Origin of the sequence: Leucobacter fengyongliangi, assembly GCF_050971685.1 — a bacterium.
GTDB lineage: Bacteria > Actinomycetota > Actinomycetes > Actinomycetales > Microbacteriaceae > Leucobacter.
Window position 1 is genome coordinate 1 of sequence record NZ_JBPCEU010000017.1, and the last position, 25,657, is coordinate 25,657.

Annotated in this window: 20 protein-coding genes; 11 read left to right on the forward strand and 9 right to left on the reverse strand. The window is 64.4% G+C overall.

The window, feature by feature from the left end:
• Window positions 1-41: 41 nt before the first annotated feature.
• From ACR0R4_RS11935 to solA, 4 genes are all read right to left on the reverse strand, one after another.
• A complete protein-coding gene (locus ACR0R4_RS11935; protein ID WP_433645266.1) occupies window positions 42-1,298 on the reverse strand; it encodes an integrase catalytic domain-containing protein in 1,257 nt (418 codons plus the stop codon).
• A gap of 135 nt (window positions 1,299-1,433) precedes the next feature.
• Window positions 1,434-3,086 (reverse strand): APC family permease, encoded by a 1,653-nt coding sequence (locus ACR0R4_RS11940; protein ID WP_433647675.1) that lies wholly within the window; start codon window positions 3,084-3,086, stop codon window positions 1,434-1,436.
• Entirely contained in the window at window positions 3,083-4,465 is a 1,383-nt protein-coding gene (locus ACR0R4_RS11945; protein WP_375237648.1) for a flavin monoamine oxidase family protein, read from the reverse strand. Before ACR0R4_RS11945 ends, ACR0R4_RS11940 begins: the two co-directional genes overlap by 4 nt.
• 99 nt (window positions 4,466-4,564) lie before the next feature.
• Complete coding sequence (gene solA, locus ACR0R4_RS11950; RefSeq protein ID WP_079941043.1) at window positions 4,565-5,725, reverse strand: N-methyl-L-tryptophan oxidase; 1,161 nt, start codon at window positions 5,723-5,725, stop codon at window positions 4,565-4,567.
• Between the two features lie 237 nt (window positions 5,726-5,962).
• Here solA and ACR0R4_RS11955 point away from each other — a divergent pair, with 237 nt between their 5' ends.
• The gene (locus ACR0R4_RS11955) at window positions 5,963-7,099 is read left to right on the forward strand and encodes a tyramine oxidase subunit B (protein ID WP_079941039.1); all 1,137 of its coding nucleotides are present in this window, start codon (window positions 5,963-5,965) and stop codon (window positions 7,097-7,099) included.
• Between the two features lie 586 nt (window positions 7,100-7,685).
• Here ACR0R4_RS11955 and ACR0R4_RS11960 read toward each other — a convergent pair.
• Window positions 7,686-9,068, reverse strand: coding sequence for an NAD-dependent succinate-semialdehyde dehydrogenase (locus ACR0R4_RS11960; RefSeq protein WP_079941038.1), 1,383 nt, complete (start codon window positions 9,066-9,068; stop codon window positions 7,686-7,688).
• A gap of 311 nt (window positions 9,069-9,379) precedes the next feature.
• Here ACR0R4_RS11960 and ACR0R4_RS11965 point away from each other — a divergent pair, with 311 nt between their 5' ends.
• From ACR0R4_RS11965 to ACR0R4_RS11980, 4 genes are all read left to right on the forward strand, one after another.
• Window positions 9,380-10,138 carry an enoyl-CoA hydratase/isomerase family protein gene (locus tag ACR0R4_RS11965; protein ID WP_228145543.1) on the forward strand — a complete coding sequence of 253 codons (759 nt, stop codon included), beginning with the start codon at window positions 9,380-9,382 and terminating at the stop codon, window positions 10,136-10,138.
• Window positions 10,139-10,142: 4 nt separating this feature from the next.
• Window positions 10,143-10,991 carry a 3-hydroxyacyl-CoA dehydrogenase family protein gene (locus ACR0R4_RS11970; protein ID WP_079941037.1) on the forward strand — a complete coding sequence of 283 codons (849 nt, stop codon included), beginning with the start codon at window positions 10,143-10,145 and terminating at the stop codon, window positions 10,989-10,991.
• A gap of 68 nt (window positions 10,992-11,059) precedes the next feature.
• Window positions 11,060-12,313 (forward strand): aminotransferase family protein, encoded by a 1,254-nt coding sequence (locus ACR0R4_RS11975; protein ID WP_253035956.1) that lies wholly within the window; start codon window positions 11,060-11,062, stop codon window positions 12,311-12,313.
• A 126-nt stretch (window positions 12,314-12,439) separates the two neighbouring features.
• Window positions 12,440-12,688, forward strand: a complete 249-nt coding sequence (locus ACR0R4_RS11980; protein ID WP_228145539.1) for a hypothetical protein — start codon at window positions 12,440-12,442, stop codon at window positions 12,686-12,688.
• Window positions 12,689-12,871: 183 nt separating this feature from the next.
• Here the strand turns inward: ACR0R4_RS11980 and ACR0R4_RS11985 are convergent, their stop codons facing one another.
• On the reverse strand, window positions 12,872-13,756 hold the full coding sequence (locus tag ACR0R4_RS11985) for a LysR family transcriptional regulator (protein ID WP_079941030.1): 885 nt from the start codon (window positions 13,754-13,756) through the stop codon (window positions 12,872-12,874).
• Between the two features lie 199 nt (window positions 13,757-13,955).
• Between ACR0R4_RS11985 and ACR0R4_RS11990 the strand changes: the two genes are divergently transcribed.
• From ACR0R4_RS11990 to ACR0R4_RS12015, 6 genes are all read left to right on the forward strand, one after another.
• Window positions 13,956-15,176, forward strand: a complete 1,221-nt coding sequence (locus ACR0R4_RS11990; RefSeq protein ID WP_433647676.1) for a CaiB/BaiF CoA transferase family protein — start codon at window positions 13,956-13,958, stop codon at window positions 15,174-15,176.
• Window positions 15,173-16,375: an acyl-CoA dehydrogenase family protein gene (locus tag ACR0R4_RS11995; protein ID WP_079941028.1), complete on the forward strand. Its 1,203-nt coding sequence runs from the start codon at window positions 15,173-15,175 to the stop codon at window positions 16,373-16,375. Before ACR0R4_RS11990 ends, ACR0R4_RS11995 begins: the two co-directional genes overlap by 4 nt.
• 12 nt (window positions 16,376-16,387) lie before the next feature.
• Window positions 16,388-17,542: an FAD-dependent oxidoreductase gene (locus tag ACR0R4_RS12000; RefSeq protein ID WP_079941027.1), complete on the forward strand. Its 1,155-nt coding sequence runs from the start codon at window positions 16,388-16,390 to the stop codon at window positions 17,540-17,542.
• A gap of 35 nt (window positions 17,543-17,577) precedes the next feature.
• Window positions 17,578-18,747, forward strand: a complete 1,170-nt coding sequence (locus ACR0R4_RS12005; RefSeq protein WP_433647677.1) for a thiolase family protein — start codon at window positions 17,578-17,580, stop codon at window positions 18,745-18,747.
• A 395-nt stretch (window positions 18,748-19,142) separates the two neighbouring features.
• On the forward strand, window positions 19,143-22,721 hold the full coding sequence (gene mobF / locus ACR0R4_RS12010; RefSeq protein WP_079941024.1) for a MobF family relaxase: 3,579 nt from the start codon (window positions 19,143-19,145) through the stop codon (window positions 22,719-22,721).
• 62 nt (window positions 22,722-22,783) lie between these two features.
• The gene (locus ACR0R4_RS12015) at window positions 22,784-23,230 is read left to right on the forward strand and encodes a hypothetical protein (RefSeq protein ID WP_079941022.1); all 447 of its coding nucleotides are present in this window, start codon (window positions 22,784-22,786) and stop codon (window positions 23,228-23,230) included.
• Between the two features lie 13 nt (window positions 23,231-23,243).
• On the opposite strand, the gene ACR0R4_RS12020 is transcribed toward ACR0R4_RS12015, so the two are convergent.
• The 3 genes from ACR0R4_RS12020 to ACR0R4_RS12030 all read right to left on the reverse strand — a co-directional run bounded on the left by ACR0R4_RS12020 (window position 23,244) and on the right by ACR0R4_RS12030 (window position 25,504).
• A complete protein-coding gene (locus ACR0R4_RS12020) occupies window positions 23,244-23,618 on the reverse strand; it encodes a hypothetical protein (protein ID WP_079941021.1) in 375 nt (124 codons plus the stop codon).
• An 88-nt stretch (window positions 23,619-23,706) separates the two neighbouring features.
• The gene (locus ACR0R4_RS12025) at window positions 23,707-24,477 is read right to left on the reverse strand and encodes a DUF6349 family protein (protein WP_079941020.1); all 771 of its coding nucleotides are present in this window, start codon (window positions 24,475-24,477) and stop codon (window positions 23,707-23,709) included.
• Window positions 24,478-24,505: 28 nt separating this feature from the next.
• A complete protein-coding gene (locus ACR0R4_RS12030; RefSeq protein ID WP_200769278.1) occupies window positions 24,506-25,504 on the reverse strand; it encodes a DNA-processing protein DprA in 999 nt (332 codons plus the stop codon).
• Window positions 25,505-25,657 lie beyond the last annotated feature (153 nt).

Consider the following 25,657-nt stretch of genomic DNA (forward strand, 5'->3'; position numbering starts at 1 on the left):
CACCGGTGACTCACATAAGAATGCCCGCGTAATTCTCGAGCTTAGCTTGCCTGTTTCCTGCTCGCGCGGGCCGGCTTGACCCCGGCTGCCGCGTTTGGTGCTTTCGCGAGTTCGATCGCTTCGAGCGTGCGAGTCTTCTCGGCCGCGAGGTAGGTGAGGCGCTGCTGGATTCGGTCGATCTCGCGAGCGATGTGGGCCGGGTTCAAGCTGTCACGGTACCCGGTCAACTCGGCGGTCTTCTCGGCGCTGAGCACACCGGAACGCTGGAGCCGGTCGAATGGTGTCGCGAGCTCATCGTAGACACGTTTACGGCGCCCCCTTTGATCGGTCGCCCAACCGATGGGTTTCTTCGTGGGGGTGAGGAAATTATGGCGATCGTTCACCAGCGGCCATAACTCGTTCAATAGCTTCAGCAGAGGCGCGGTGTCGTACCTCCAGTAGAACGCGTACCGGCGCACGATCTGATTGTTTTTCGACTCGATCGTGGCCTGATCATTCTTCTTGTACGGCCGGGACCTCGTGAAGTAGATGTCAAGTTCTGCAGCCCAACCGATGACGTCGTAGTTGATGAACTCGGACCCGTTATCAAAATCCACCCCGGTCACCTCGAACGGCACTTCGCTGATGAATCGGTCGAGGGCGTCACGAATGTGCAGGTGTGCGTTGTTCCGGATCGAGCGCGTGTACGTCCAACCGGTGTGCATGTCGGTGAGATCAACACTGCGACAGAACTCACCCTTCAAGACGGGCCCGCAGTGTGCGACGGTGTCGCCCTCGAAGAACCCGGGTACGGCCTCGATCTCGTCACCGGCTTTCCTGATCGTGATCGAGTTCCGCAGCAGCGGGCCTGGCGTGGTGGTGGCGATCCCGCGGAGTGGGTCCCTCGCGCGGGCTGGGGCGAGGTAGCGGTCGATCGTGGCCGGTGACATTGCCAGCAACTCGTCCGCGACGTGGTGACTGTACCTGCCCCGGCCTGGGACCAGTTCGCCGTGCGCTTCCAGCAGCATGAGTTGGAGTTCCATTGACGCGGCCAAGTATTTCCCGCTGATCCCGCCCGCGAACGCCCACACTTTCTGCAGCACTTTCAACGCGTCATGTGAGTACTTCAGCGGGCGCGGCTTACGTTGCCGGGCCCCTACCCGACGCGGTTTCAGCGCAGCTTGTAACTGTCTGCGCGCGTTGTCTCTGGACCAGCCCGTGATCGCGCATACCTCGTCAAGGAGACGGCTCTTCTCCTTCTTGGCCGCTGCGGCATACTGCTTCGCGAACTTTCGTGTGATCTCGTGTCTGGCACGCATTGATAGCCCACTTCCCATGAAACTGATGATTCCGTTTCGCGGGCATTTTTACGTGATGCACCGGAAGTGTTTCGCGGGCATATTAGGTGAGGCACGTCGCTGTATTGCGGTAATAACACTTTTGAGTAACCTTGACTAGCGTCCGGTTTCATGTTGCAAGTGCTCTTCTCGCTCTGCTGAGGCGTGATCTGCTGCGGCATCAAAAGGTGTCATATCGGTTTCCTGGCGTACCGATCCGACTTCGATTTCCTTGCCTTTGAAGAATCCTGGGTTTATGAGGGAGTAGATCACCATTAGTATGATGCCGCCGCCGATAATGGCGACGCCGGCGACGAAGACGACTCCGACGCCGCCATCGGTAGAGCCGTCGGGGAGGGTGGTGCTGAAAAGCATGTTCCCGGACCCGAAGTCCGGGTCGGTGGCGGAGTCGTAAAGCGTCTTGACGAACATGACGACGAGCGCGATACCGCCGAGGAGCGGGAGAAGGAAGCGTCGGAAGAAGTTCCCGATGCTAGCGAACCAGGTGCCGCGGAAGTACCAGAACGCTGCCAAGCCGGTGATGCCGTAGTAGAAGCAGACCATGATGCCCATCGCGGTGATGGTGTCCCAGAGGGCGTCCTCGGAAACGAGGCGCATCAGCACGTAGAAGGTGACAGAGGCGACCGCCGCCCACACCGTCGCGGCGCCGGGTGTCTGGTACTTGGAGAGCTTGCCGAGGGTTTTCGGCACGGCCCCGTAATGTGACATCGCTTGCAAGGTCCGGGAGGGGGACACGAGCGTCGCCTGGAGCGCCGAGGCGGAGCTCGCGAAGACGGCGAGCGACATGATCAGTGCGAATGGTCCCATTACCTCGGGGGCGAGGGCGGCGAACAGCGCTTCTTGGATGTCCGGATTTCCGGCCCCGAGCCCTGTCGTGCCGATGCCGGTGTAGCTGAGCAGCACGATTGTGACGGTGAGGTAGGTGATCACGATCATGGCGATGGTGAGCAGTGCGGCCCGTCCGGGAGTGCGGCGGGGATCTTTGGTCTCCTCGTTCATCGTGAGGATGACGTCCCAGCCCCAGAACATGAAGATCGACAGCGAGAGGCCGGCCATGAGTGCGCTGAAGCTAAACCCGTCGGATCCGAGGAGCGCGGGGTTGAACCATTCCAGACTCACCGGGGTGTAGTCGTAGGCTTCGCCGTTCGCGATCTTGGCGACCGCTGCGATCACGAACCAGGCGAGGGCTATGGCCTGCAAGCCCACAAGCGCGTATTGAACGCGCTTGGTCTCCTCGACGCCTCGATACGAGATGTACGCGGCGATCCCCGTTAGGATCGCGACGACCGGGATGTTGACCCAGAGATTGCCCGTGAGGTCGGCGATGTCGGGGTTCTCGAACATCTGCGACAGCGCGATGAACAAGAAATCCACGGCGACCGCGGCGAGGTTCGACAGTACCAGGGCGGTCGACGCGACGAGCCCCCACCCGCCGAGCCAGCCGATCCACGGCCCGAACGCACGCGACGACCAGGTGAACGTGGAGCCCGAGTCCGGCATCGAGGAGTTGAGCTCACGGTAGCCCATGAGCACGAACATCATCGGGATGCATCCGATGAGCAGGATGAACGGGGTCTGCAGGCCGGCGACCGAGATCGTCGGCCCGTTCCCGGATGTCATGGTGTAAGCCGGGGCGATGCTCGCGATTCCGATGATCGCCCCGGCGAAGGCGCCGATCTTCCCTTTCTGGAGGCCCTTGAGCGTCAGGCTCTTGGTGGTCGCGGCGGGCTCGCGCTGTGTGGTGGTCACTGTGCTGCGCGGTCCGCCTCAAGGATGCGGGCGGCGGTGTCCTGCCCGATGCGGACGGCGCCGTCGACGTGCTGGTAGCCGAAACCTTGGATGTCGGAGCTGGCGAAGAAGATCGGGCCGACGGGCTGGTTCTGGGTCGCACCCCAGCGGCTCAGGCCGCCGAGATCGTAACTGGTGCCGTACGCGCCCCGGGTCCACTCCTCGGCGCCGAAATCGGAGAGGTAGAACGCGAGCGGGTTGCGCGCCTCGTCGCCGAGATACTCGGCGAGGGAGTTCAGGATCGTCTCGCGGCGCTCATCTTCGGGCAGCGCCCAGACCTTCTCCGCGTCGTGCTCCACGATGAATCCGACGAGAGTGCCGCGCTCGTCGCGGTGGTTCGTGTTGTCGTAGATGTCCTGGACTACGTTGTAGTAGCCGAACCCGGTGCCGGAGAGGCCCTGCTCGCGCCAGAATGGGCGGTCATAGGAAGCGTGGACCTTGATGACGAGGCCCATCGAGTGGTGCTGGTGCGCGATTTGCTGGATGCGGGGGAGGGCCGGAACGTACTGGATGCGGGAGTACAAGTTCGGCGGTACCGCGAGGATCGCGTGGCGGGCGCTCACGCGGAGGTGGTCGGTGATCGCGGTGACCGTGGCGGGGGCGCCTTCGGCGGTGTCCTCCCAGTGCAATTCGCGCACCGGGTTGTCGAGGAAGACATTTTCGGAGCCGAGTTCTTCGGCAATGCGGATGGAGACGCTCTGCATGCCGCCGACGACGCGCTTGTCGAGGAGGATGTCTTCGTCCACGAGGTTCTCGAACGACCCGGCCGAGGCGCCGAAGAAGATAGCCTGCAGCAGGGAGAACGAGTGCTTTGGCTTGGTGAGCATCGCCCCCGAGATGAAGTTGCCGATGATGAGGCGCGCCTCGGCGTCGTCGCTCTGGGCGCGCAGCCAGGCGTCGAAGGTGATCTCGTCGTACTCGGCGGCGCGGGGGTGCTCCCACGGGGCGGCTGGGTCGACTTCGAGGGAGAGTCGGGTGAGTTCTGCGCGGAGCTTGCGCATTTCCTCGAGGGTCTCCGGCTTGACGGGGAAGTCGCCGGTGAAACGGTGGCGGTTGCCCTCCTTGTCGATGAACACCGAATCGCCGTCGCGGTGGCGCTGGAAGAGTTCGAGTCCGAGTTCCGCCGCGAGATCCTGGATCGCGGTTTGTTCGGGCGCGATCCACTGGCCGCCGATCTCGAGGAAGGAGCCGTCGATCGTGTCCGACCATGTGCGGCCGCCGACGCGGTCGCGCGCTTCGAGCACGGCGACTGTCTTCCCGGTTTGGCTCAGGCGCCGCGCCGCGGTGAGTCCCGCGGGACCGGCGCCGATGATGACGACGTCGCGAGTGATTTCCTGCATGGTGCTTCTCCTTCTCAAGGGGTTCTCATGAATATGGCGAACTGTGCTCCCGGCGCGTGCGCGATGCGCAGCGGCAGGAGCCCCGGTCCGCCCGTGTGGTCAGTGGTCGAGCGCGCGGTAGTGAGCGGCGAGGCTGAACCGGCCGGGGTCGTAGAGTTCGCTGGCGCCTGCGTGGATCAGGTCAGCGGCGATACGGCCGAGGGCGGGCGCGAACTTGAAGCCCCGTCCCGACAGCCCGGACACGACGACGCGGCTGCCGTCGGGCGAGGCGTCGATAATCGGGGTGAGATCGGCCGTGTAGCTGTCCGGGTGGATGCTGTGGCGCACCGGCTCCGGGTGCAGGCCCGGAAAGTACCAGGTCGCCAGCTCGGAGGTCTGCGCGAGCTCAGTCCGGGTGTGCTCACGCTGCAGCTGCGCGACGTCGTCGACGAGCGGCCAGTCCGGGAACGCGGCACGGCTGATCTTCACGGCGTAGCCTTCGAGGCTCGGGGCGCCGAACAGGTGGGTGGTTCCGCGGTCCCGCACGAAGACGGGGAACCGCTCGGGAAGGAACTGGTCTACGCGTTTCGGCATGAACCACGTGAGCGGCACACTCTTCACCTTCGTGAACGTCTTCAACTCAGGGAGGATCTGCTGGCTCCAGGGGCCGGCGGCGATGACAACCTTCTCGGCGAGAATGTCGCCGCGGGTGGTGCTCACTAGGTGCCTCCCGTGCTGCTCGTCGATGCCGAGCACCCGAGTGTCGTCCCAGATCTCGGCACCTCCGCGCTCGGCGAGTGATGCTGCGGTGAGAATGGCGCGCTCGGGGCGCAGGCCGCCGCCGCCGAGATCGAGGATCGCCTCGTCGCCATCGTCAAAGTCGTGCTGCGGGAACCTACGTCGCAGCTCGCGTCCCACCAGATGCTCGTGGGGGAGGACGAAGCGCTCGGCGGCCTCGAGGGTTCCAGCGATCTTCGGAGAAGCGCCGGGGGCGATCGTGAGCGCTCCGACCTGCAAGTAGATGCTCTGCCCCGATTCTCGCTCGAGTTCTCGCCACAGCTGCTGCGCCCGGACGAGCAACGGAGTATAGTGCTCGCCCTCGTAGGCTGCGGTGCGGAACAGGCGGGACTCCCCGGCGTACGCGCCGTACGCGTGCGCGACGCCGTACTGCTCGATGCCGATGATGCGTCCGGGCACCAGCTTCGACAGCTGCCAGGCGGCCATGGCACCCACGGTGCCCATCCCGATGACGGCGACGGACGCCTGCTCAGTGCTGGACATCGATTCTCCTCGTGCGGCACGGCACCGTGCAGCCGTTGTGAAATTAGCTGGTGACCTCAGTGTTCCAGCTCCGGGGAACGAATCGAAGAGTCCCTCGATACCAGTTCTCACTAGATTCATGCGCTATTAGTCTGAATAAAAGCGGTTCTTTTGCGTTCTGGAAACGTTATCGAAGGTTAGCATCGCAATATCCAATACGGCACCCGGCGGTGAGACCGCGGGCAGGAAAGGGCAACGATGCACGACACTTCTCTCCGATTGCGTTACCTCAGCGAGCCCGAGATCATCGACGTCGGCGCCACGGACATGGCACGTTGTATCGACACGATGTGCGAGGTCTTCTCGCTGCTCGCGACCGGCGACTACCGCATGGGTGGTCCGAATCATAGTTCGCATGGGATCAAGGTCGACTTCCCCCTCGAGCCGGCATTCCCCGGTATGCCGCGCCATACCTCGGACCGCCGCTTCATGGCGATGCCTGCATACATCGGTGGGAAGTATCGTGCGACTGGCCTCAAATGGTATGGCTCGAATATCGAGAACAGCGAGAAGGGTCTGCCGCGGTCTATGCACCTGGTGGTCTTGAATGACACCGAGACTGGCGCTCCGATCGCCGTGATGCCGGGAAACCTGATCAGCGCCTATCGTACGGGCGCGGTCGTCGGAGCCGGCACTCTGCACCTCGCCCGAACGGACGCTGACTCGGTCGCGGTGATCGGCCCCGGGCTCATCAACCAGGTTGCGTTCCGGGCGATCCTAGTGACACGGCCCGCCATCGCCCGCGTCCGGATCGCGGCGCGTTCGCTCACGAGCCGGAACGCGCAGCGCTTCCAGGAACTCGTCCGCTCCGAGTTCCCCCAGATCCAAGAGGTGGAGATCGTCGATTCGATCCGGTCGGCGGTCACCGAGGCCGACATCGTCACGGTCGCCGCGACCGGTCTGTCCGGCGTCGCAAACTACCCGGTCATCGACCCGGAGTGGCTGCGCCCGGGTGCGTATGTCGCGGCGACCTCGAACATCCAAGTCGATGCCGGGTTCCTGTGCACTGGCGCTCGTAACGTCGTCGACCACACTCCGCTCTACGAAGCCTACGTCGCGAACTTCAGCCCTCCGTATCACGAGCAACTCGGGGCTCTCGGTGTCAAATACCAGGACATGCTCCTGGACGGGCGCCTGAACGTTGCCGACATCGCCGAGTTCGGGGACATCGTCGACGGCAGGGCACCTGGCTACGATCCGGCACGGCCGTCCTTCTTCTCCATCGGCGGGATCCCGGCCGAAGACGTCGCTTGGGCGACCGAACTCCTCTGGGAGGCGCAGCGCCGCGACATTGGCACGTTGCTGCCGATCTGGGATCAGCCCGCCCTAGGCTAGAGGCGGTTTCGGTCTACCCGGCGCTCCTGACTGCGGCAATCGTAGCGAGCAACCATTGGGGCCGATCGGCCAAGACGTTAATCCGATTCTCGGGTCGCATCGCTCGACACAGCGATCACCGGTACCACCGAAATACGGATGTTCTTTATCGCATCGGTATGAACGAACATGCGCGCGAGGATTCATGCTGTTCGACCCGTCGACTAGCTTCTCGCCCGCTCGCCAGCCCACTTGCTGGTTCGCCGATGTCAACCACGGAGGCTTCGAGGACCAGGTGACCCGTCAACTCCGGCGCCTCTTCGAACGCTGCGTGCGCGGTCTCGCCTTTCGGGTGCCCAAAGGTCGTCCTCGGCACGTCATGTACCCGCGGGGCCCTGAACACGGTCTCGGAACGCACGTCAAATGAAGCGACTCGGAATGCCGCTCATGCTGCGCGTACGGCACGCCCGGCCCCATCGGCTAAGAGATCCGAGCCCTGCCCGAGGTTACTTCTTGTGAGTGCAGCCTGGGCATGGGGATGGGGCATGCGAAGTGGCGGAGTGTATCCCTCGAATCGCTCCGGTGGTGCACTCCGCCACGCGGCGTACTATTTCGTGGCCTCAGGGACGCGGACGAGCTTCTTGTTGGCAAACTCGTTGATGCCGTAATGCGCGAGCTCGCGGCCGACGCCCGAGGCCTTGACCCCGCCGAACGGGAGATCCGGGGCTGTCTTGCTCGTGCTGTTGATCCAGACCATGCCCGTCTCGATCCGGTCGGCGACCCGTTGCGCCCGTTCCAGGTCGCCCGAGAAGACCGTGCCGCCTAGACCGAACGGGGAGTCGTTGGCGATCTGGACCGCTTCCTCTTCGGACGCGGCGCGGTGCACGACCGCGGCCGGGCCGAATAGTTCCTCTGCGTAGGCGCGCATGTCTTTGGTCACGCCTGACAGCACGGTCGCCGGATAGTAGGCGCCCGGTGCGTCGGGGGCCTCCCCGCCCAGGTGGACTTTCGCGCCGCGGTCGATGGCGTCGTCGACCAGCTCGACGAGATCGTGGCGGGCGGCGGTGGAGGAGAGCGGGCCGAGCTTCGTCTCGTCCGACGACGGATCGCCTGTGGCGTACGCGCGGCTCTGCTCGATGAACTTCTCGAGGAACGCGTCGTACACCGCGTCCAGGACGATGAAGCGCTTGGACGCGGTGCAGGCCTGCCCGCCGTTGGCGAAGCGACCGACCGCGGCTGCGGCGGCTGCCGCGTCGAGGTCGGCGTCGTCGAGCACGATGAACGGGTCGGATCCACCGAGCTCCAGCACGTACTTCTTCATATGCCGCCCGGCGACCTCGCCGACCGCTGAGCCCGCCCGCTCGGAACCGGTGAGAGAGACGCCCTGCACGCGCGGATCGGCGATCATCTCGGCGATCTGACCGTTGTTGGCGAACACGTTCGCGTAGACGCCATCGGGCAGCCCCGCCTCGCGGAACACCCGCTCGATAGCGAGGGCGGACTGCGGGCAATTGCGCGCGTGCTTGAGCAGGATCGTGTTGCCCAGGATCAGGTTCGGGGCCGCGAACCGTGCCACCTGGTAATAGGGGTAGTTCCACGGCATGATACCGACCAGGACGCCGACCGGTTCGGTCTTCACGATGGCGGTGCCGGGGCCGGAGATGTCGAGCACCTCGTCCGCGAGGAACTGCTCGGCGCGGTCCGCATAATAGTCGTAGATGTTCGCGACGAGATCGACCTCGCCACGCGCCTGGACGATGGGCTTGCCCATCTCGAGCGTGATGAGCGCAGCCAGTTCTTCCCGCTGTTCGCGGTGGAGCGCGGCGATGCGCTTGACCAGGGCGACCCGCTCTTGCAGCCCGCGATCCCGCCACTGCGGATAGGCTTCCGCGGCGCGATCGAGAGCCTCCCGTGCCTCCTTGTTGGTGATCTCGGGGAACTCGGCCAGCTGCTCGCCGGTTGCAGGATTCACTGTCGTGTAGACACCCATGTGCGACGACGCTCCTTCATTGTTCGGTGTGTGATCGCGGAACTCCGCGCGCACCAGTGCGCACGGATCCTCGACTATCACTGTTGCTCACTATTCATGTCGCGTCCAATACCAAATCCGCCCCCGCTCATGCGCTGGCATTAATAATGCTCTACCGCGCCCAGTGGAGTCCATGTGAGATTTTATGACGATAGTGTCATGAAATAGGATCTATTAGGTATTTGTGTGTTATTGGATTTCGCACCAAGCTGGAACATGACATGCACCAGGACTGAGTGTGCCTGGACGCGATCCGAAAGAGGTGGGGCTTGGTGGAAACGCTCACGGCCGAGCACAACGGCGATCGCACGATCGTGCGATTGAACCGGCCTCAGACACTGAACTCGATCGACCAGGCCATGGTGGATGATCTCCACGAGGTCTGCGACCAGCTCGAGCGCGAACCGCGCATCCTCATCCTGACGGGAACCCGCACCGACAAGGGCGGCATTTTCGCCTCCGGCGCGGACATCTCCCAGCTGCGCGACCGGCGCCGTCATGACGCCCTGCGCGGGATCAACTCGAGCATCTTCGCGCGGATTGCTGCCCTGCCGATGCCGGTGATCGCCGCGATCGACGGCTATGCCCTCGGCGGCGGCGCCGAGCTCGCCTACGCCGCCGACTTCCGGATCGCGACGACGCGGGTGAAGATCGGCAACCCCGAACCCAACCTCGGCATCATAGCCGCCGCGGGGGCATGCTGGCGGCTCGTCGAGCTCGTGGGCGAGCCCGTCGCGAAAGAGATCCTGCTCGCCGGCCGCGTCCTCACCGCAGACGAGGCGCTATCGATTCGGCTGGTCGGCGAAGTCTGCGAGCCGGACGAGCTCCTGGACCGGGCGAACGCGCTCGCGGACCGTATCGGCGGTTTCGACCCGTTGGCGATCCAGGTGACCAAGCAGGTGATCCACGCGCCGCGGGCGGCGCACCCGGTCATCGACAACCTTGCGCAAGCGTTGCTCTTCGAATCCCCGGAGAAGACCCGGCGCATGGATGATTTTCTGCTGAAGCGCAACGCGCGGAAAGGACGCTGAACCCATGGCATTGCCGAATCACATCGCCGTCGTCGGAGGCGGACGGATGGGGGCGGGCATCGCGCTCAGCCTCGCCATCGGCGGATCGCAGGTCACCGTGCTCGAACGCGATGCCGCGTCGGTGGACGCCGCCCGGGCGCGGCTCGATGACATCGCGCAGAAAGCGGTCGCGAAGGATCCCGCGGCCCCCGCCCTCGACGTGCTCCTAGGGCGCCTCGCCGTGTCCGAGGACTACGAGCTCCTGAGAGAAGCAAACCTCGTGATCGAGGCGGTCCCAGAGGACTTCGAGCTCAAAGTGAACACCCTCCGCGCGATCGAGGGGCGCGTCACCGAGACCACCGCGATCGCGACGAACACGTCGTCGCTGTCGGTCACGAAGCTCGCCGCAGAACTCTCCCACCCGTCCCGCTTCCTCGGGCTGCACTTCTTCAACCCGGTTCCCGCCTCCACCCTGATCGAGGTCGTCGTCGGCGAGCAGACCGGCGTCGGCCTCGTCGCCGCAGCGCGAGAGTGGACCGAGGGGCTGCGGAAGACCCCCGTCGTCGTGCATGACGCACCCGGCTTCGCGAGCTCCCGGCTCGGCGTCGCCCTCGCACTCGAAGCGATGCGGATGCTCGAAGAGGGCGTCGCTTCGGCCGAGGACATCGATGCGGCGATGGTGCTCGGGTACCGGCACGCCACCGGCCCGCTCAAAACCACCGACCTCGTCGGTCTGGACGTGCGGCTCGGCATCGCGGAGTACCTCGCCTCCACGCTTGGCGAGCGCTTCGCACCCCCGCAGATCCTGCGCGACAAGGTCGCTGCCGGAGAGCTCGGGCGCAAGAGCGGCACAGGCTTCTTCGACTACAGCTGAACGCTTGGGTCACGCGCCGCACCCCAACGGCTGGCCCGAACCACACACACGATCCCAGGAGGATGCAGATGCCCCAGACCAACGCCCTGTGGAGCGCCCAGGCGCACATGCCGACCGTGCTCTCGAACCCGCAGACCGTCATCGTCAAAGGCGACGGCGCCTACATCACCACTGCGGACGGGGACCGTCTCCTCGACGCCGCCGGCGGCCTCTGGTACGCCAACATCGGCCACGGCCGGGACGAGATCGCACAGGCCGCCGCCGAGCAGATACGCACCCTCGAGACCTGGCACATCTTCGGCCGGTACGTGAACGAGCCGGCACTCGAACTTGCGAACAAGATCGCGACGCTCGCCCCGTTCGACGACGCCAAGGTCATCTTCACCAGCGGCGGATCCGATTCCGTCGACTTGGCACTCAAACTCGCACGCCGTCACCAGCAGCTCCAGGGACAGCCGGAGAAGCTCACCGTCGTATCCCGTCAGGACGGCTATCACGGTCTCCACGCCTACGGTACCAGCGTCGCAGGCCTCTCCTTCAACAGCGACGGCTTCGGCCCCGGCACCCTCATCCCGGAGACACTGCTCGTCGATCAGTGGGACATCGACGCCGCCGAGCGCACCATCCGCGAACACGGCGGAGAGAAGATCGCCGCGTTCATCGCCGAACCCGTCATGGGCGTCGGCGGTCTCGTTCCGCCCCCGGCCGGCTACTTCGAGCGGATCAAGGAACTCGCGAAAGAGTTCGGTTTCCTCGTCATTGCCGACGAAGTCGTCACCGCCTTCGGTCGTCTAGGCACCTGGACGGCGTCCGAGCGCTTCAATCTCGAACCCGACATGATCACTTTCGCGAAAGGCATCACCTCCGGCTACCTGCCCCTGGGCGGCGTCATCGTCGCCCCCAGCGTATCCAGCCAGTTCTACGCAGGAAACGACGCGCCCATCTTCCACCAGGGCCTCACCTACTCCGGCCACGCGACCGTCGCGGCTGTCGCACTCAAGAACCTCGAGATCATCGAGCGCGAGAACCTCCTCGGCCGCGTCCGCGAGCTCGAACCGGTCCTCGTCGAGGAACTCGAACAGCTCCGCCACCACCCCGGCGTGAAAGACGTACGGCACATCGGACTCATGGGCGGCGTCGACCTCGCCGACGGCGTCTCCGGGCTCGACGTTGTCGCCGTCCTCGAAGGTCGCGGCGTGCACCTGCGGAACCTCCCGAACAACATCCTCCAGATCTCCCCGCCCTTCATCGTCACGGCCGAGGAGATCCGCACCATCGTGCGCGGCATCCGCGACGCCCTCGACACCGTACACGGCAGATAAGCCAGGTGGCTGCCCTGCGGGGAAGACAGCATCCGTTTCGCGGTTGCTAATCGCTGTGGGGCGCGACGGTGTGCTGCCCCGGCCGCTCACCAAGCTGCACCCCGGTTCAGCACACCGTTTGTCGTAGTGATCGTCGTGTCGGTGTTCGCACTGGCCAGCCTGGTACTCGACTTGAATACGGCGGAGTTTATGATCAGCTTCGGCGCCCTCGCGGCGTTCGCGATGGTAAACCTGTCAGCCATCAAGGACGAGTTCCTCCGGAAAGACAGGACGGGGAACCGCGCGAAGGGAGGCGTCCTGCTGCACCTGGTCTGCCCGCTGATCGGGTTCGCGCTCACGGTCTGGCTGTGGACGTCGCTGGAGCCCTCGACCTGACTCGTCGGCTGCATTTGGCTGACCATCGCCGCTACCGAGACGCCGGGTCTCAGTGAGTCCGTCCCGAAGCTCGACTTCTCCGGCGAAGCGCCCACGACCATCCAGATCGATTAGCTCAGAGGAATCGAGGCGGCCGCCGACCGGTGAGGCAGTTGGGTATGCGCGCAGTACAGCTGGCGGCGCCTACAGGACTTCGTCGGCGAGTGCCAGCACCGTGGCGAGTGCGGGGTTCCGCGAATCGGCGCGCCAGGCCATGCGCAGGAGCACCTCGTCGAATGGGTCTGCGACCGGGAGGAAGGAGAACCCGTCGGTGTGGGTGTTCTCTGCGACCGATGAGATCGTGAGATGAATGCCGACCTCGGCTGCGACGAGTGACAGCGCCGTCCAGGTGTCGGGGGCGACCTGCGCGATGAGGGGGTCGAAGCCGGCAGCGTGGCTGAGTCGGAGCAGCCGGTCTGTAAGTACTGATCCGGGCTGCGGGGGGAGCGTCACGAAGTAGTCGGCGGAGAGCTGATCCATGTGGACCGAGTCAGCGCCGGCCAAGGTGTGGGTCTTCGGGACGGCGACGACGAGTTGCTCGTTGATCAGAGTGCGGGTTCTGATGCCGGCTGGGACGTAGTCCCAGCGGCCAATGGAGATGTCCGCCTCATCGTTCAGGAGCCGGTTGATGGCGGGCTGGGCGAAGTTCTGGCTGGAGAGCTCGAGGGATAGGTCTGGATGTTTGAGACGCGCAGCGCGGGAGAGCTGGCCGACGAGAATCTGTGTGGAGGCGCCAGCGAAGGCGATACCGACATGCCCGAGTTCGCCGCTCTGAGCGGCGCGCACATCGTGCGCGGCATGCTTGAGTTCGTTGAGAATGCGGCGGGCCGGGCCGAGCAGAGCCTCCCCGGCCGCAGTGACCTCCACGGAGCGCGTCGTGCGGTGGAACAGCTCCGCGCCCAGTTCCTTCTCCAGTGCCTTTATGGTGCGGCTTACCGGAGGCTGCGCCAAATGGAGGCGTTCGGCCGCTCGCCCGAAGTGCAGTTCTTCCGCGACGGCGACGAATGCTCTGAGGTCCTGAATTTCCACTCGCCAATGATAGCACGAGGATCATATATCGTGTCGTATTTGCTTCATTTCAGGTCTCAGTGCGACGAACGATTGGAGAGGGACATATGTGCTGAAGGTATCAATAACGTGAAAATAGGTATTTGACGTGCACTAATCGCGCCTGACAAGGTGAAAACATCGAAAACGGTTCAACGGAAGAACGGTCCCGAGGTAGACGGTGGAAGATCACAACAGACTTGAAGAACTACTCGCGCGTTCGGGGCAGGGGCCGTTGAGCGGCACCATCATCGCTGACTTCGGCAGGGTGCTGGCCGGGCCCTACTGCACTATGCTGCTGGCGGACATGGGGGCGACCGTCATCAAGGTCGAGAGTCCGATCGGGGACGAGACCCGTGCTTGGATGCCGCCGGAGCATGAGGGCAAGTCGACTTACTACCTCTCGATCAACCGGAACAAGCTGTCGATCGAACTGGACTTCAGCGACCCCGGGGATCTCGCGACCGCACGCGAGCTCGCAGCTCGCGCGGACGTCGTAATCGAGAACTTCAAGCCCGGCGGTCTCGAGAAGTTCGGGCTGGACTATCAGAGCGTGGCGGCTCAGAACCCGGACGTGATTTTCACCTCGATCACCGGGTTCGGTACCGCGGGCGGGGCGAGCCTTCCTGGATACGACCTGCTCGTCCAGGCTGCCTCCGGGCTCATGAGTCTCACCGGGGCGCCGGAGACCGAGCCGTTCCGTGCCGGCGTCGCGGTCGTCGATGTGTTCACGGGTATGCACGCCTGCATCGGTATCCTCGCCGCCCTCAACCACCGGCGAGTGACCGGTGAAGGGCAGCGGGTGGAGGTCAATCTGATGAGCTCGGCACTGTCGGGCCTGGTGAACCAGACCGGCGCTTACGCCATCGCAGGCGTCGTTCCGACCCGCATGGGCAACGAGCATCCGAGCATCTACCCTTACGAGCCGATCGCCACCGGAGACGGGGAGATCGTGCTCGCGATCGGCAACGACAGGCAGTTCCGGGTGCTCTGCCGGGAGCTCGGCACGCCTGAACTCGTCGAGGATCCGCGCTTCGCGTTCGCGCCCGACCGCAGCCGCAACCGACTCGATCTGCGTCCGCTACTCGAAGCCGCGCTCTCGCATGCGACCGCCACGGAGTGGTTCGAACGGCTCACCGCAGCGGGGATCCCGTGCGCGCCGATCCAGGACGTCGCAGCCGGTGTCCAGTTCGCCGAGCGCATCGGCCTGGATCCGATCATTCAAGCCGGATCCGGGGATGACTCTCTGTCCGGGATCCGCAACCCCATCACCTTCTCACAGACCCCGGCGACCTACGACAAGGCGCCCCCCGAGCTAGGCGCAGATACCGAGCTGGTGCGGCGCTGGCTCGCGGGCTCCTCGCCGCTCGCATCGATCTCAGCAAAGGAAGCAACAGCATGAGTGCACTCAACAGGTCAGGCGTCAACGTGGATTTCTACGGCGTCGAGGACTACCTCGGTGAGGAGGATCGCGCGCTCGTCGCGAAGGTGCGAGCCTTCGTCGATTCTGAGGTCACCCCGATCATCAACGAGTACTGGGAACAGGCGGACTTCCCGTACCAGATCCTCCCGAAGTTCGGGGAGCTTGGCATCATCGGCACCGCGATCGAAGGGTACGGCTGCCCAGGCCTGACCCGGTTGCAGGCGGGACTGGTCGCCATGGAGCTCTCCCGCGGTGACGGGAGCATCAACACGTTCAACGCCGTGCACTCCGGCCTCGCGATGGGGACGATCAACCTACTCGGCAGCGACGAACAGAAGCAGCGCTGGCTGACCCAGATGGCGAAGCTCGAGAAGCTCGGCGCGTTCGCGCTGACGGAACCCGATCACGGTTCCGACTCCGTGGCTCTTGAATCCAGCGCCCGCCTCGACGGCGACCACTACGTTCTCAATGGCTCGAAGCGGTGGATCGGCCTCGGCCACGTCGCAGATCTCGTCATCATCTGGGCGCGCGACACCGCCGACGACAAGGTCAAGGCGTTCATCCTGGAGAAGAACGAGGACGGCAGTTACCCGTCCGGATACCACGCGGAAGCCATCCAAGGGAAGATCGCCAAGCGCGCGATCCAGCAGGCGCAAATCACCTTCGAAGACCTTCGGATCCCCGCCGAGAACAAACTCGAAAAGTCTCAGTCGTTCCGCGATGTCGGGGCGGTGCTCAACCGCACCCGCAGCACCGTCGCCTGGGAATCGTTGGGACACGCGACCGCCGCCTACGAGGCGGCAGTGCAGTACGCGTCCGAGCGCGTCCAGTTCGGCAGCCCGATCTCACACTACCAACTCGTCCAGAACAAGCTCGCCAACATGCTCGCTGACCTTACAGCGATGCAGCTGGTCTGCTTCCGTGCCGGCGCCCTGCAGAACGAAGGCCGCCTAAGCAACGAGCAGGCCTCGCTCGCGAAGATGTTCACTGGCGATAAAGCGCGGCAGCTATGCCGCGATTCCCGCGACCTGCTCGGCGGCAACGGCTTGCTGCTCGAGAACCACGTCGCCCGCCATCTCACGGACATGGAAGTCGTCCACACCTACGAGGGCACCGATTTCATCCAGTCCCTGATCGTGGGCCGCGAGATCACTGGGGTCTCCGCGTTCAAGCGGTAAGGACGGAGCGAGATGGGCGAGTACATCGTCATAGGCGCAGGACTCGCCGGCGCCGCCACCGCGTGGCGTCTCGCCCAACGCGGGCAAGACGTGACCCTGCTGGAGCGGTCGGCACCAGCCAACCCGTACGGCAGTTCGCACGGCTCCGCGCGGATCTTTCGCTACGCCTACCCGAGCGAGCTCTACACAGGGCTCGTTATCCGTTCCAAGCCGCTGTGGGACGAACTCGAACGGGAGAACGGTGCACGTCTGATCGAACCCACCGGCGCCCTCGACCATGGCGCGGTGAACGATCCCGTCGGCCTCGCCCGTGTCCTGGACGCGCTGGGTGTCGAGCATGAGCTACTGCCAGAGGCGGAGGCGGGCTCGCGCTGGCCGCAGTACGGCTTCGACGGCGCGGTACTCTATCACCCCGGCGCTGGAGTGCTTGATGCCCGCAACACGGTCGAGGCGTTCGTTCGCCTGGCCGCCGCAACCGGGCGGGTCAGACTGCTCACGAACTGGACCGTCAGCTCTATCGAGCGGCGCACCGGCGGCTTCCGCGTCGAATCCACGGTCGGCGACGTCGTCGAAGGCGAGAAAGTGGTCGTCGCGGCCGGCCCGTGGCTTCCAACCCTTCTGGACTCGCTCGCTCTGCCTGCCGGGTTCATCCACTCACTGCCGTCTTTCGAAGTGCGTGAGGAGCAGGCGTTCCACTTCCCCTACCGCGACGCCGGCGCTTCCGGCGCACCCTATCCGGCTTGGCCGACGTTCATGCACGAGAACGAGACGGTCGACATCTACGGTCTGCCAGGCGGCCGCGACGCCGGATACCACGGCCTCAAGATCGCGCACTTCAATGGCGGAACCGTAATCCCGAGCATCTTCGACCGCACCGGCCAGATCCGGCCGGAGGCCAGGCAACGAGCTCGCGACTACGTCAAGGAATGGGTGCCCGGTGTCGAACCGGATTCCTACGCGGAAGCGACGTGCATGTTCACCAGCACGCCCAGCAGCGACTTTCTGATTGACGAGGCCGAAGGCATCGTCGTCCTGTCCGCCTGCTCCGGCCGTGGTGCGAAGTTCGCTCCGCTGCTCGGCGAGCTCGCCGCCGACCTTGCTACCGGCGCCGGGACCGTCCCTGACGAGTTCCGTGCCGCGTATCACTCCAGGCGCTCCGCAGCCTGACCCACCTTACTCACAGAAAGACCACGGTTCACCCCATGACCTCGACGTTCATCTACGATGCCGTCCGCACCCCTTTCGGACGCGCCGCCGGTGCGCTCTCCGGGATCCGCCCTGACGACCTCGCCGCGGTCGTCATGAAAGCCGCCGTCGAGCGCACCGGCGTCGATCCCGCACGTATTGAAGACGTGATCTTTGGAGACGCGAACCAGGCCGGTGAGGACAACCGCAACGTCGCCCGTTTCGGCGCCCTCCTCGCGGGCTTCCCCTCCTCGGTCACGGGCGTCACCGTCAACCGGCTTTGCGCATCGTCCGTGGAGGCCGTGATCCAGGGTTCCCGGGCGATCGAGTCGGGGGATGCAGAGCTGATCCTCGCCGGCGGCGTGGAGTCCATGTCCCGTGCGCCCTTCGTTCTCGAGAAGTCCCCGAAGCCCTGGCCGGCGGTCGGCAACCAGACGCTCTGGAACACTTCCATCGGGTGGCGCATGGTAAACCGGGCCCTGCCCAAGCATTGGACCATCTCCAACGGCGAGTCCGCGGAGAAGATCGCCCAGGAGTGGGGGATCACCCGTGAAGCACAGGACGCGTTCTCGGTCCGCTCGCATGAGCTCGCCGCGAAAGCGTGGGCGGAGGGCCGCTACGACGCCGAGATCGTGCAGGTGCCCGGCGCTGAGATGGCGCGCGATGAGGGCATCCGCGACGGCAGCACCGTTGAGAAGCTCGCCGGTCTCAAAGCGCTGTTCGCCGCCGACGGTACCGTGACGGCCGGGAACTCGTCCTCGATCAACGACGGTGCTTCCGCGGTGCTGCTCGGCGCCGAGGACACCCTCGACGCCGAACCGCTCGCGCGGATTACCGGACGTGCCGCCCACGGCGTCGACCCGGACATCTTCCCGATCGCGCCGATCGAGGCCGCGAACAAGGCGCTGGCGCGCGCGGGACGGACCTGGGCGGACGTTGACCTCGTCGAGCTGAACGAAGCCTTCGCCTCACAGTCCCTGGCCTGCCTCAAAGGCTGGCCCGACTTCGACCCGGAGAAGCTCAACATCCACGGCGGCGCCATCGCCATCGGTCACCCCCTCGGCGCCTCAGGCGGCCGGATCATCGGTCACGCCGCCCACGAGCTCAAGCGCCGCGGCGGAGGAGTCGCAGTCGCCGCGATCTGCATCGGCGTCGGCCAAGGGCTCGCCGTTGTTCTTGAGCGGTAACTTATGGCCGTAGTGTCAATGCTGTTCAGTTCATTCGTCTCGGGTGGTACGCAGCTCAGAAGCTGCACTGGACTCTAAGCGGCCAGGTTACCTTTTGGCTGATTTAAGAGTACCTAATCAAACGGCTTTGGCCTCCGTCATGACCTTGCCAGCGTTGGATGGCAGAGGGGGATCTTGCTCAGAGCCGTACCGCAGCAAGCTCGATGAATGTAGGTGGTTCGCTGTCACACTCAGCAGCATGGGAGCGGCTTGAAGTTTGCAGGGTTCTTTCTTCGAGCTCATCTTCCGACTCACATATCTTGCAAACATGGCTGAAGCGCCACGACTCGACTCTGATTTGACCGCGTAGCGCGGGGCAGTCGAGGCCACCTATCGAACGTGAAAGGTGGCCTCCGATGACAGTTTCGATGCGTCGCATGACGGCGGGCGATGGGTACAAGTACCTCCTGAAGTCGGTCGCGTATGGCGACGGCGATAGAGCCTTGTCGACCCCGTTGACTCGCTACTACAGCGAAGAGGGAACCCCACCCGGCAGATGGCTCGGTTCTGGCCTGAGTGGCCTCGCGGACGGTCAGATTGTGGGCGGGGATACGGTGACCGAGACGCAACTCCAACTGCTCATCGGGATGGGCCGCGATCCCGTGACGGGTGATGCGCTTGGGCGACCTTACAGCCAGTTCCAGACGCTCGATGAGCGCGTTGCCGCTCGCATTGCCGCGCTCGATCCTGAACTCACGCCATCACAGCGCGCCGAAGCGGTCACGGTGATTGAGGCGGAGGAAGCGGCGAAGAAGAGCCGTAAGGCGGTCGCTGGTTACGACTTCACTTTCTCGATTCCGAAGTCAGCATCCGTGTTGTGGGCGGTGGCTGATGGGGGCACGCAACAACTCATCTGGGAAGCGCACCATGCCGCGATAGCTGATGTGTTGCAGTTCATGGAGCGCGAGGTCACTGCAACACGGGGAGGAGCGCGCGGCCCTGACGGTGCGGTGCTGCAACTCGACGTCGCTGGGGTTGTTGCAGCCGCGTATGACCACTACGACTCCAGGTTGCAAGACCCCTACCTGCATACGCATGTGGTGGTGTCGAACAAGGTGCAGCACGCCCAGACCATGCGTTGGCTCGCGCTTGACGGGCGACCTCTGCACGCAGCGACGGTCGCGCTGAGCGAACTTCATGAGGCGATCTTCGCTGACTCACTCACCCGGCTGCTTGGGGTCTCGTGGGAGTCACGCGAGCAAGCTGCTGGTCGGAACCAGTCGTGGGCGATCAGTGATGTGCCGGAGGAATTGATCAAAGCGTTCTCGAGTCGCGCACGCGATATTGAGGTCGAGAAAGAACGCCTTATTGCGGAGTTCGTGGCACGGCACGGCCGCAGGCCGTCGTCGGCTCAGGTCATCAAGCTGTTGCAGGAGGCCACGCTCGCAACACGCCCCGAGAAAGACGTGCGATCGCTGGATGACCTCACGAGCGAGTGGCGGGATCGTGCAACAGTGATCCTCGGTGAAGATGCGACGGCGTGGGCGATCAGTGTTGCGTGGCAACACGACCCCAGAAGCTCGGGCGTGCGGTTGTTGCGCGCCGATGATGTACCACTCGACATGATCGCAGCCCTCGGGAAGCAAGTGATCGAGACCGTGGGCGAGAAACGTTCGACCTGGCGACGCTGGAACCTCATGGCCGAAGCAGCCCGGCAGTCCATGTGGCTCAGGTTCGCGTCAAGCGAGGATCGCGAGGTCATCGTCGGCATGATCGCGGATGCCGCCGAGCAAGCATCGCTCAGGCTCACCCCGCCCGAACTTGCCGTCACACCCGCCGAGTTCCGGCGCGCTGATGGCTCCACAAGATTCCGGCCGAAGCACTCGACACTGTTCTCATCGACAGCGTTGCTTGCGGCGGAGGATCGGCTGATCGCGAGAGCGCGGGGCATGGCCGGCCCCAGGCTCGCGCTCGACACGATCGAACGCTTCGCGAACGAACCCGATAATGAGGGGCGCACGCTCGGCCCCGACCAACGCGACGCACTCGCCCGGATCGCGGTCTCAGGCCGCACCGTCGATGTTCTCGTGGGGCCTGCAGGTACTGGGAAGACTACGACGCTGGGCGCATTGCGTCGTGCCTGGGAATGGAAGCACGGTGAGGGGTCAGTGGTTGGGCTTGCCCCGTCAGCAGTCGCGGCAGGAGTGCTCGCTGATGAACTCGGCGTCCCGACCGATAACACCGCGAAATGGCGGGAAGTGTTCGAGCGCACCGGGCAGACCTTCACACGCGGTCAGCTGGTGATTCTTGATGAGGCGTCGCTTGCGGGTACGCACTCGCTCGACCTCATCACCCGTGAGGCTGAGCGGGTCGGAGCGAAAGTGCTGCTTGTTGGTGACCCGGCACAGTTGCAGTCGGTCGGCGTGGGCGGCGCGTTCACCCTGATCGTGAACGACCGCGCTGAGGGCACGCCGGAGTTGACGGAGGTGTGGCGGCTGAAACACGACTGGGAGAAACGCGCCTCGCTCGAGTTGCGCCACGGCCGCGTCCCCGTGATCGACACCTATATGGAGCATGGCAGGATTAGGGGCGGCACCATTGACGAGATGGCCGAGGCTGCGTACTGGGCCTGGTGGGAAGACCGGCAGGCCGGGCGAGGAACGATCCTGATCGCAGAAACCGTCGAGAATGTCACCGAACTGAACCAGCGGGCACGCCGCGACCTCATCGCCCACGGCTACGTCGCCGCTGAACGCGAGATCGAACTGGGCGACGGCAGCCGCGTGAGTGTGGGAGACACGATCATCACGAGGAAGAACGACCGCCGCCTGCGCTCGGCACACGGATGGGTGCGCAACGGTGAACGCTGGGTCGTGACGAACGTGCGCGATGACGGCTCGGTCTTCGTGCGGCCACCCACCATGCGGCGCGGGGGCGGGATCTTGTTGCCCGCCGCCTACGTTGCCGAGCACCTCGACCTCGGCTACGCCGTCACCGCGCACCGTGCCCAGGGCGTCACCGTCGATACCGCACACACACTCGTCGAAGCCACCACGACCAGGGAAGTGCTCTACGTCTCCATGACGCGCGGCAGATACTCGAACCGAGCCTATGTCGCCACGGATCGGCTCGATCCCGCGCACAGCGTGCCGCAGCCCGGCGAGAACCCCGACGCGACTGCCCGCACCGTGCTCCAGGGCGTGCTTCAGCATGTCGGGGCTGAACTCTCGGCACACGAGACGATCACTGCCGAGCAGGAACGATGGGGCGGGATCGCGCAGCTTGCCGCTGAATACGAGACGATCGCCGCCGCCGCGCAACAGGACAGGTGGGCGCGGTTGCTTGCGGTATCCGGGCTGACCGACGCGCAGGTAGACGAGGCGGTGAGTGCGGAGACGTTCGGGGCGCTCGTCGCCGAACTCCGACGTGCCGAGGCCAGCGGGCACCCGGTCGATACGCTCATGCCGAGGATTGTGCGGGCGCGTGGCTTCGCGGATGCCGACGACATCGCCTCCGTACTGCACTACCGACTCGAACAAGCCGTAACGAGGCTCGGCGCTGGTAGTGCGCTGCCGCGCGCTCGGTTCATCGTAGGACTACTGCCCGAGGCGGTCGGAGAGATGAGCGCGGATATGCGTGCCGCACTCGATGAGCGGCGGGAACTCATCGAAGCGCGCGCCGCCGCGATCATCGACACCGCCCTCGAACGCGGCGAACAGTGGGTGATCGCTGTCGGTGCCGCGCCGGAGAATGAGCAGGATCGGGCGCGCTGGCGATCAGGGCTGATGACCATCGCCGCATACCGAGACCGGCACAGCATCGACCCCAGGGAGGCGCAGCCGCTCGGAGCCGAGCCGGAGAGCATCGGGCAACGCATCGACTACGAACGCGCCGGGGTGGCGCTCATCCGTGCCCAACAGATCGCCCGCCAAACAGCGCAGTCTGACGCGCCGAGGCCGACAGCCGGGCGCGAGCATCGAGGCCCGACACGATAGCGAACACGGTCAGTCAAGCGCACCTCGTTCTCATCCCGAGAGCCGTGAGCGAGGAGTGAGCGATGGCCGTGAAGCGAGCACCCGTCGACAAGTTCCTCGACTCTGGCTATCCGTCAGGAACTGCAGCGCGCAAAGCACGATTCGTGAACGCGCTACTCCGATTCATCGCAGACGATTACCCGGAGGACAGATTCACGAACCAGCTCTACGAGGGCCTCTACAACTCGGGCTACTTCGGGTTCATCGCCCACTACGACCGTGCAGGGTTCTACTACGAGCAACTCTCCACACCAGAGCGGCGCACCAGGTTCCTCACTGACCTGCGCCGCTCGTGCGACCGAGACCGCCATACTGAACGGCCCGACATCTGGAGCGACGTGAAAGCCGTGCTCGCCGAACGCTTGAACCCATCCGAACCTCAGACCGCGCGTGCCGCGCGAACCGCTCGAACGGCATCCGGCGCGCGTCGAGCCGCCGCACCAAAGTACGACGGCCCGACACTGTTCTGAGTAGACGGCCCCGCTACCGACGAGAAGTCGCAGGCTCGGCGCCGCACTCGTCAATAACTGTCTCTTGCGCCATGCGCTTCAGCTCGCGCGCCTCGCGCAACCTCGCTTTGCCGAGTACCGTCAGGCTGATCGGCCCCCACACGAGGAACTTGATCGCGTTCCAGATGCAGAGAATGAACACGAGATACAGCCACTCGGGAGCACTCACCTCGATCAGAGCGAGAGCGCCGCGTGCGATCAACAGGTAGGGGATCGAGAGCAGCATCGCCGGTACACCGTAGCGGAGATTTTCGCGGCGGTGCAGGAACCAGATCAGCCGGTTCGTCGGAGCGTACCGCTGCAACAGATCGTTCGCGAAGCTACTGAGATGCCAGATGATAGTGAGCATGACGGAGTCCTTTACAGATCTACCGGCGGTCAGATTCGTGTAAAAGCACTTCGCAGCTCAGGCTGCTCCGTCATTCCCCAGGCGGGGCTTATTTGCCGTGTGCTCCTAACTGTACGCCTGAAGGCCTGAAAAGCACAGCATGTTCAGGAACGGCTGAGACCCTGTGCCTCGGTGTATGCACAGGCGCAGCACTCTTGAGATGTGCAGCGGGGGCCTCAGTACTCGGCTCAGGCAAGGGTCGATCAAGAGCGGTTGATGAGAGGTCATAGCCGCCCCGGGGCGAGTATTCGGCGACGTGTCGAGTCGCGTAGCGTGCGCGCTCGGTGATGATCGGTGCACCAGACACTTGCATCTCGGCCGGGTAGTGCGCTGCGATCCATTTGCGGCCTAACTTGGTGAAGCCGCCGCCATCGCGCACCCGAATCTGCGCGGGCACGACTGGTAGCTCACGCCAGTTCGGGATCGCGTGATTGTGCCACCCCTCGACGCTATCGATTTCCGAGTCGCTGACCTGATGCCACTCGCATGGTTCGCAGACCGCGAGATACATGAGGTCGCCCGGCCCCTCGCACTTCGGCTCGGGGCGCAGGTCAGCTGAGAACATGACGAGGCGGTGATCGCCGTACTCGGTGCCACCATTGAGCCATCCGTATCCGGTGTGCCACATACGGCTATGCGGGATCGACCCGAAACGGCCATTGAGAAGCTGCCAATGCTCAAACGCGGCCTGTAGCTCGCCCGGCGAGAAGTAGTCGGTGGTGAAGTGCAGTGGCGCGCCCTGCCACTCGGGTGGGTTCGCGCGGAGATCCTCACGCACGAGCTCGTCAAGATCGAACGCAAGCTGACTGTCGTTGTTCAACGTCTATTACCACCACTCGGAGCCTGGACTATCTGGTGAGACTGTACTCACGAGCAACGGTGTGTTGCGGGGTATTCTGCGCAAGTGTCGCCGTGAGAAGACCACGCGGCGATGCATCTAAGAGTTCGGTGATGTCGGTGTGACTTTGCACGAGGGTCGCGCGACCCTCGCGGATGAGCGCGTTGGTGCCGTGGCTAGCAACATCGGTTGCACGCCCCGGCACCGCGCCAACAGGTCTGCCATAGGCTGCCGCATGGAACGGGGCGCCAGTCCAGCGGTAATCCCAGCCGGCCTGTTCCTCAACAACGGTCGTCATGCCGGAGAGCGCAGCAAGGAGACCGTTCGCGGTCAACGCGCTGGTATGTCGTATGTCGCTCGGCGGGCGATCAGTGACGAGCAGGCTGGTCGTTGCGGCCTGCTCCAGCCAGTCGTAGTTTTCGATCTGTGATTGATTGATCGGATCGGGCATGACGAGAATCACGCGGTCGTTGTGCTTGAGTGCGGAGGTGATTGCGGCCTCAGCGATGCCGTCATCGGGGAACGAAACGATAGTGCGCCCATCTGCGGCGAGATCAGCGGCCAGTGCTGTGGCCATCTGCAGTCCATATAGAGATGGGTTGGGGGTGCCAATAAGCGCGGCGCGGCTCGCCAACGAGTCTGCGAGCAAGGTCGTGTCTCCCTGCGTCCAGAGCGCGAGCGGCGTGCGGTGATCGAGAGGATCAAGCGCAGCAGGCCAATGAGGATCGCCGGGGATCAGAATATGCTGCCCGAGCCGTTCGCTTTGCTCGATTCCTTCAAACACCTGCACGGGGTCGGCGACATCGAATCGTCGCCGCCACAGGTGCAAGTCAGCGCGCTGCATCCCGACGATCAACTCGTTGCTCAGGGCAAGCCGGAGTGTATCGAGACCGTTCCCAGCGAGCCGAAGCACGGTGTTGGTCTGAAAATCGCCGGTTTCGGTTACTGACGCGATCACCGCCCGCGCGGTTCGCTCATCGGTTACGTTCTCAAACGTCATATCGGCCATGTCGCCCTCCTGATACACGGATAGTGTGTCGGGAAGGTACGACAACGGTGACGAGCAACTGAGGCGTTGTCTGCCCAGAGCAGACCAGAAGGGCACCTGCTCAGGGCAGACGATCCGCGCTCTACAAACTGATAACGTGACGGTGAGGAGCCA

Coding starts and splice junctions, on each gene's coding strand:
- solA (WP_079941043.1), bottom strand. CDS start 5,725: ATGTCCAGCACTGAGCAGGCGTCCGTCGCCGTCATCGGGATGGGCACC.
- ACR0R4_RS11945 (WP_375237648.1), bottom strand. CDS start 4,465: ATGCAGGAAATCACTCGCGACGTCGTCATCATCGGCGCCGGTCCCGCG.
- ACR0R4_RS11935 (WP_433645266.1), bottom strand. CDS start 1,298: ATGCGTGCCAGACACGAGATCACACGAAAGTTCGCGAAGCAGTATGCC.
- ACR0R4_RS11995 (WP_079941028.1), top strand. CDS start 15,173: ATGAGTGCACTCAACAGGTCAGGCGTCAACGTGGATTTCTACGGCGTC.
- ACR0R4_RS12030 (WP_200769278.1), bottom strand. CDS start 25,504: ATGGCCGATATGACGTTTGAGAACGTAACCGATGAGCGAACCGCGCGG.
- ACR0R4_RS11975 (WP_253035956.1), top strand. CDS start 11,060: ATGCCCCAGACCAACGCCCTGTGGAGCGCCCAGGCGCACATGCCGACC.
- ACR0R4_RS12000 (WP_079941027.1), top strand. CDS start 16,388: ATGGGCGAGTACATCGTCATAGGCGCAGGACTCGCCGGCGCCGCCACC.
- ACR0R4_RS11970 (WP_079941037.1), top strand. CDS start 10,143: ATGGCATTGCCGAATCACATCGCCGTCGTCGGAGGCGGACGGATGGGG.
- ACR0R4_RS12015 (WP_079941022.1), top strand. CDS start 22,784: ATGGCCGTGAAGCGAGCACCCGTCGACAAGTTCCTCGACTCTGGCTAT.
- ACR0R4_RS12020 (WP_079941021.1), bottom strand. CDS start 23,618: ATGCTCACTATCATCTGGCATCTCAGTAGCTTCGCGAACGATCTGTTG.
- ACR0R4_RS12005 (WP_433647677.1), top strand. CDS start 17,578: ATGACCTCGACGTTCATCTACGATGCCGTCCGCACCCCTTTCGGACGC.
- ACR0R4_RS11955 (WP_079941039.1), top strand. CDS start 5,963: ATGCACGACACTTCTCTCCGATTGCGTTACCTCAGCGAGCCCGAGATC.
- mobF (WP_079941024.1), top strand. CDS start 19,143: ATGACAGTTTCGATGCGTCGCATGACGGCGGGCGATGGGTACAAGTAC.
- ACR0R4_RS11960 (WP_079941038.1), bottom strand. CDS start 9,068: ATGGGTGTCTACACGACAGTGAATCCTGCAACCGGCGAGCAGCTGGCC.